Origin of the sequence: Citrobacter sp. (genome assembly GCF_050252275.1) — a bacterium.
GTDB lineage: Bacteria > Pseudomonadota > Gammaproteobacteria > Enterobacterales > Enterobacteriaceae > Citrobacter_A > Citrobacter_A amalonaticus.
Map to the genome: position 1 here is coordinate 1 of NZ_JBFWLF010000235.1, position 7,194 is coordinate 7,194.

Sequence of the window (7,194 nt, forward strand, 5' to 3'; positions counted from 1 at the left end):
CACTTTGTAAGCTCTTACTGTAGCCGTGTAAGAACTCCTTTGGCGCAGCCAACCGGCCGGGAGTCCCCCAACCATTTGCAGGGTTAACGGCAATGAAAACACGTAAAATTGGATTGGTGAATTATTTCGCCTATGGTTCAGGTGATTTTCTGGGAGCAGGCACCACGGCGCTCACGGCAGCCTGGCTGCTCTATTTCTATACGACGTTCTGCGGGCTTTCTCCTATCGAAGCGACCTTCATCTTTGCGGCTGCAAGGGTGCTTGATGCTGTCGTCAGTCCGCTGATGGGCTTTTTGACCGATAACTTCGGTTCCACCTGGCTCGGTAAACGCTTTGGTCGGCGTAAGTTCTTTATCTTGCTGGGGATCCCATGTGTATTCAGCTATTCACTGATGTGGGTAGGGGACATGGGATTCTGGTATTACCTGCTGACCTATCTGCTGTTTGATATCGTCTATACCATGATTCTGGTGCCTTACGAAACGCTGGTGCCTGAGATGACCGATGATTTCAAACAGAAAACCAAGTTTTCCGGTGCGCGTATCGGAATGGCGCAAATGTCCGCCATTCTGGCCTCTTTCCTGCCCGGCATTTTGTTAACCGCCTTCGGCAAGGACAACCCCATCTCCTTCTTTTATGCAAGCCTGGTGTTCTCAGTACTGTGCGCACTGATGCTGACTTTTGTCTGGTTCTTTACCTGGGAACGCCCGCGTGAAGAGTGGACGGAAGCGGCGCTGCGGGCGGAAGAAGAGAAAAAAAGTCTCACCTTCGGCCAGAGCATGAACCGCCTGTTCGTAGAGTTAAGTTCCACACTGCGGATTAAGATTTTCCGTCAACATCTGGGGATGTATCTCGGCGGTTACATCGCGCAGGACGTGTTCAACGCCGTCTTTACCTACTATGTGGTGTTTGTCCTGATGCAGGAAGCGTCAATGGCGTCGAATTTGCTCGGTACGATGGCGATTTTCCAGTTCATTGCGGTTATTGCCATGATCCCGCTGTGCATCCGTTTTGGGCCAGCGCCGTCCTATCGAATGGTCGTGGTGTTGTTCGGTCTGAGCTCGCTCTCTTACGCGGTGCTTTACTACGCCGGATTGAGCGACATTTACTCTCTGTTGCTGCTGGTTTCTGCGGTGGCGGGGCTGGGCCGCGGCGGTATCAACTACGTTCCGTGGAACACTTACACCTACATTGCGGATGTCGATGAAGTCATTACCGGTCAGCGCCGCGAAGGGATCTTCGCCGGGATCATGACCCTGACGCGTAAAGCGTCGCAGGCAGGGGCGGTGATGCTGGTTGGGATTGTCATGCAAATGTCGGGCTTTGTTTCAGGGCAGAGCACGCAGCCTGAAGCTGTCAGCCATACCATTCTGTTGATTCTCAGTTGCGGTACGCTGCTGGTGCTGGCCTGCGGCTTCCTGGTCTCCCTGCGCTTTAAACTGAATTTGCAGACCCACAGCACGCTGCGTGAAGAGACGGTGAAAATGCGCGAATCCGGTCGCACAATGCCGGAAAGTATTACCCCACAGGCACGCGCCACCGTCGAGATGCTTGCCGGGCTGCCGTATGAATCACTTTGGGGTAACAACAATATTGGTTACCTGAATCGTAATAAACCCGCGGCTCCTTCACTGAAGCAGGCTGCGATATGGAATTCGACTTATCACAGAGGGTAAAGATATGAAGGTTTGGCCTGTCAAACATAGCTCGTTACTGCGTCAGCCGGAACGGTTTATCTCACGGGAAGCGCTGAAAGCGTTAATTCAGACGGTGACGACCAATCTGGTGAACATCAAGGACGAGACGGGTCAATTTCTGCTGCGCCTGGACGACGGACGTGTGATAGACACCAAAGGCTGGGCAGGATGGGAATGGACGCACGGCGTCGGGTTGTACGGGATGTATCAGTACTACCAGCAGACCGGCGACGAAACGATACGCGACATCATCGACAACTGGTTTGCTGACCGTTTTGCCGAAGGGACCACCACCAAAAACGTCAACACGATGGCACCGTTTCTGACTCTGGCGTATCGCTACGAGGAGACGCGTAATCCCGCTTATCTGCCGTGGCTTGACGCATGGGCGGAATGGGCGATGTATGAGATGCCGCGCACCGATCACGGCGGTATGCAGCACATCACGCTGGCGGAAGAGAACCATCAACAAATGTGGGATGACACCCTGATGATGACGGTGCTGCCACTGGCGAAAATCGGTAAGTTGCTTAAGCGTCCTGAATATGTGGAAGAGGCGACCTATCAGTTTTTGCTGCACGTACAGAATCTGATGGACCGGGAGACTGGCCTGTGGTTCCACGGCTGGAATTACGACGGGCATCATAACTTTGCCAGTGCCCGCTGGGCACGCGGCAATAGCTGGCTGACCATTGTGATCCCGGACTTCCTCGAACTGGTGGATCTGCCAGAAAATAACGCCGTGCGCCGCTATCTGGTACAGGTGCTGAATGCGCAGATTGCTGCGCTGGCGAACTGTCAGGATGAAAGCGGGTTGTGGCACACGCTGCTTGACGATCCGCACTCCTACCTGGAAGCCTCCGCTACCGCAGGATTTGCCTACGGAATTTTAAAAGCGGTGCGCAAGCGTTATGTCAGTGCGGACTATGCCGAGGTGGCGGAAAAAGCGATTCGTGGAATTGTGCGGAACATTTCACCGCAAGGGGAGTTGCTGCAAACGTCTTTCGGTACGGGCATGGGCCACGATCTCGACTTCTACCGGGCGATTCCGCTGACTTCTATGCCCTATGGCCAGGCGATGGCGATGCTGTGTCTGACGGAGTATTTGCGGAAGTATTTCTGATAGCCTGAAAAAACAGAACCCGGCATTTGCCGGGTTCTGTTTATCGCTTACATGCGTTCTACGGTTTCGATACCCAGAGTATCCAGACCGAGCTTCAACGTTTTCGCCGTCAGCAGCGCCAGTTTCAGGCGGCTGTTACGAACTTCTTCGTTTTCTGCGCTCAGGATTGGGCAGTGTTCGTAGAAGCCTGAGAACAGACCGGCGACGTCATACAGGTAGGCACACATTACGTGCGGCGTCCCTTCACGCGCAACAACGGTCAGCGTTTCTTCAAACTGCAGCAGACGGGCAGCCAGTTGCGCTTCGCGATCTTCGCTGAGCTGTACCTTGGCGTTCGCCAGATCATTTTCATCCAGACCGGATTTACGGAATACCGACAGCACACGGGTGTAGGCATACTGCATGTAAGGCGCGGTATTGCCTTCGAAGGCCAGCATGTTATCCCAGTCGAAGATGTAGTCGGTGGTGCGGTTTTTGGACAAATCGGCGTATTTCACCGCGCCAATCCCGACGGCGTTGGCCAGTTTTTCCAGTTCGTCTGCCGGCATGTCCGGGTTCTTCTCGCTCACCAGACGACGGGCGCGTTCCAGCGCTTCGTCCAGCAGGTCTGCCAGTTTCACCGTACCGCCTGCGCGCGTTTTGAACGGCTTACCGTCTTTGCCCAGCATCATGCCGAACATGTGATGTTCCAGCGGCACGGCGTCCGGCACGTAACCGGCTTTACGCACGATGGTCCACGCTTGCATCAGGTGCTGGTGCTGACGGGAGTCGATGTAATAGAGCACGCGATCGGCATGCAATGTTTCATAACGGTACTTGGCGCAGGCAATATCGGTGGTAGTGTACAAATAGCCGCCATCTTTCTTCTGAATGATGACCCCCATCGGTTCGCCTTCCTTGTTTTTATACTCATCAAGGAATACGACGGTGGCGCCTTCGCTTTCGACGGCCAGACCCTTGGCTTTTAGATCGGCCACGATCCCCGGCAGCATCGGGTTGTACAGGCTTTCGCCCATCACATCGTCGCGGGTCAGGGTTACATTCAAACGGTCATAGGTGATCTGATTCTGGGACATGGTGATGTCGACCAGTTTGCGCCACATCTGCAGGAAGTATTCGTCGCCACCCTGCAGTTTTACCACGTAGCTACGGGCGCGCTCGGCGAAGGCTTCATCTTCGTCGTAGTGTTTTTTGGCTTCACGATAGAAACCTTCGAGATCCGCCAGCGCCATTTCACCGGCGTTTTCCTGCTGCTGTTTTTCCAGATACGCGATCAGCATGCCGAACTGAGTGCCCCAGTCGCCGACGTGGTTGGCGCGAATAACGTGGTGGCCGAGGAACTCAAGGGTACGCACGGCGGCGTCACCGATAATGGTGGAGCGCAGGTGGCCGACGTGCATCTCCTTCGCCACGTTTGGCGCGGAGTAATCGACAACCACCGTCTGCTTCGCCGGTTTAGTCACGCCGAGACGATCGGAGGTCAGCGCCTGTTCCACATGTTCCGCCAGGAATGCCGGGTCGAGGAAGATATTGATAAAGCCAGGGCCCGCGATTTCAACTTTGCTGGCGATACCGTTCAGATCCAGATGAGTCAGCACCTGCTCAGCCAGTTGTCGTGGAGCCATACCCAGTTTTTTAGCAACTGCCATCATGCCATTGGCCTGATAGTCGCCGAACTGTACTTTTGCTGACTGACGAACCTGCGGTTCGCAATCTGCAGGCGCGCCTGCAGCAATCATGGCCTGACTGACTTTTTCTGAGAGAAGAGCCTGAATATTCACCGGAATACCTTACGTTGATGAAGCGGGTTGATGTTTACCGCACCAGTTTAAGAATTAAGGGCGGGAGTATACTGCAAATGCCCCCCTGCGTCAGCACTGCGCAGCCGTAAGCGCGTACAGAAAATAAGCGTTAAAGGAGTGCATAAGCATGCATACCGCAAATCCTGCAATCTACGGTTGGTTGCGGGAGGTCAACGGAGTAAATTAGCGGCTTTGAACACCGATAAGAGCTCTTATTATGGCGAACTGGCAGACCATTGACGAACTGCATGATATTTCCGCAGATTTACCGCGATTCACTCAGGCGTTCACAGAACTTTCCACTCGCCTCGGTCTGGATGTTGCACCGCTTGAGGCCGATCACATTTCTCTGCGTTGTCATCAGAACGCCACTGCTGAACGCTGGCGTCGAGGATTTGAACAATGCGGCGAGCTGCTGTCGGAAAATACCATCAACGGGCGACCAATTTGTCTGTTCAAACTGCATGAGCCGGTGTGCGTCGCGCACTGGCGCTTTAGCATTGTGGAACTGCCGTGGCCCGGGGAAAAGCGGTATCCTCATGAAGGGTGGGAACACATTGAGATTGTCCTGCCTGGCGCTCCTGAAACCCTGAATGCCCGCGCATTAGCGCTGCTTTCGGATGACGGACTGAGCCAGCCGGGCATTTTTGTGAAAACCAGTTCACCGAAAGGGGAACACGAACGTCTGCCGAACCCGACGCTGGCGGTCACTGACGGGAAGGTCACCGTCAAATTCCACCCGTGGTCGATTGAGGCAATCGTCGCCAGCGAACAGCAACAGGAGTGAATATGACATTGCTGGAAATCTGTTGTTACAGCATGGAGTGCGCGCTTACGGCGCAGCAAAACGGTGCGGACCGCATTGAACTGTGCGCCGCGCCAAAAGAAGGGGGCTTAACGCCATCACTGGGCGTGCTGCGCTCGGTTCGTCAGGCGGTGACGATTCCGGTACATCCGATCATCCGGCCGCGCGGTGGAGATTTTTGTTATACCGACGGTGAGTTCGCGGCGATGCTGGACGATGTACGGACCGTGCGTGAACTGGGTTTTCCCGGACTGGTGACAGGCATTCTTGATCCTGACGGTCATGTCGACATGCCACGCATGCGGCAGATTATGGACGCGGCAGGTCCTCTGGCTGTGACCTTTCACCGCGCGTTCGATATGTGTGCTAATCCGTTAAATGCACTACATAATCTTGCGGAACTGGGTGTCGCCAGAGTGCTGACGTCGGGGCAGAAATCCGATGCAGTGCAAGGTTTAGCAAATATTATTGAACTTATTGCTCACCCCGGTGCTCCAATCATTATGGCCGGAGCGGGGGTTCGCGCAGAAAATCTGCCGCGTTTCCTGGATGCCGGAGTACGGGAAGTACACAGTTCCGCCGGAACCTTGCTGGTTTCACCTATGCGCTATCGCAATCAGGGTCTGTCAATGTCGACAGATAAGCAAGCGGATGAATATTCCCGCTATGCGGTAGACGGCAAGTCGGTTGCTGAAATGAAAGGAATCATTGTTCGCCATCAGGCCAAATGATTTTACCGTTGCATCATGTCGCCCAATATGATGCTTGCTCGTACCAGGCCCCTGCCCATTCAACAGGGGCCTTTTTTTACGCTAAATTTCGCTGATGAATGACGTTGTAGGCCGGGCACGCGAAGCGCCCCCGGCAAAATGCCGGATGCGACTACTGCCTTATCCGGCCTACAACCCACAACATCACGGCTTACGCGCAATTAATACGGCACGTAATGGAGCGGGGTAGCCTTCGACCGTTTTGCTGTGATCGTTCGGGTCGAGGAAATCGGCCAGCGATTCGGTGACCATCCATTCGGTACGGCGCTGCTCTTCGGTCGTCGTCACGCAGACATCCGCGATGCGAACATCAACGAAGCCGCATTTTTCCAGCCAGTTTTTCAGCGCCAGCGCGGAAGGGATGAAATAGACGTTGCGCATCTGCGCGTAGCGATCGCCCGGCACCAGCACAGTGTTTTCGTCGCCTTCCACCACCAGCGTTTCGAGCACCAGTTCGCCGTCTTTCACCAGTTGATCTTTCAACTGCCAGAGATGCTCCAGCGGGGAGCGGCGATGGTAAAGCACGCCCATCGAAAAGACGGTATCAAACGCATTCAGCGCCGGAAGTTGTTCTATACCCAGCGGCAGCAGATGCGCACGCTGATCGTTCCCCAGCAGCTTTCTCACCGCTTCAAACTGGCACAGGAACAGTTGCGTCGGGTCAATACCAACAGCCAGATGCGCGCCCGCGCCAATCATGCGCCACATATGGTAGCCGCTGCCGCAACCTACATCCAGAATCGTGCGACCGGTCAGATCCGACAGATGCGGCAGTACGCGATCCCATTTCCAGTCAGAACGCCATTCAGTATCAATGTTCACGCCATACAGCGAGTATGGCCCTTTACGCCATGGCATCAGATTTCGCATCAGGGTGTCGATACGCTTGATTTGCCCCGGGCTCAGCGGCGCTTCACTTTCCGCCGACACGCTGTGTAATAAATCAAGACGGAACGGCGTCAGTACCGGCAGAAAATCCACAGCGTTTGACCACTGC

The 7,194-nt window shown here is 54.7% G+C and carries 6 protein-coding genes; 4 read left to right on the forward strand and 2 right to left on the reverse strand.

From position 1 onward, the window contains the following. The first annotated feature begins 92 nt into the window (after positions 1 to 92). Both AB7E14_RS17635 and AB7E14_RS17640 read left to right on the forward strand, forming a co-directional pair. The gene (locus AB7E14_RS17635) at positions 93 to 1,676 is read left to right on the forward strand and encodes an MFS transporter (protein WP_044327045.1); all 1,584 of its coding nucleotides are present in this window, start codon (positions 93 to 95) and stop codon (positions 1,674 to 1,676) included. A gap of 4 nt (positions 1,677 to 1,680) precedes the next feature. After that, positions 1,681 to 2,820, forward strand: a complete 1,140-nt coding sequence (locus AB7E14_RS17640; protein ID WP_054176297.1) for a glycoside hydrolase family 88/105 protein — start codon at positions 1,681 to 1,683, stop codon at positions 2,818 to 2,820. A gap of 47 nt (positions 2,821 to 2,867) precedes the next feature. Here the strand turns inward: AB7E14_RS17640 and argS are convergent, their stop codons facing one another. Next, entirely contained in the window at positions 2,868 to 4,601 is a 1,734-nt protein-coding gene (argS, locus tag AB7E14_RS17645; RefSeq protein WP_044257623.1) for an arginine--tRNA ligase, read from the reverse strand. A 238-nt stretch (positions 4,602 to 4,839) separates the two neighbouring features. Here argS and AB7E14_RS17650 point away from each other — a divergent pair, with 238 nt between their 5' ends. Then, on the forward strand, positions 4,840 to 5,409 hold the full coding sequence (locus AB7E14_RS17650; protein WP_044328618.1) for a VOC family protein: 570 nt from the start codon (positions 4,840 to 4,842) through the stop codon (positions 5,407 to 5,409). 2 nt (positions 5,410 to 5,411) lie between these two features. Next, positions 5,412 to 6,158: a copper homeostasis protein CutC gene (cutC, locus tag AB7E14_RS17655; RefSeq protein WP_043000351.1), complete on the forward strand. Its 747-nt coding sequence runs from the start codon at positions 5,412 to 5,414 to the stop codon at positions 6,156 to 6,158. 183 nt (positions 6,159 to 6,341) lie between these two features. On the opposite strand, the gene cmoB is transcribed toward cutC, so the two are convergent. Next, on the reverse strand, positions 6,342 to 7,194 hold an 853-nt coding region (gene cmoB / locus AB7E14_RS17660; protein ID WP_428169743.1), incomplete at its 5' end, for a tRNA 5-methoxyuridine(34)/uridine 5-oxyacetic acid(34) synthase CmoB.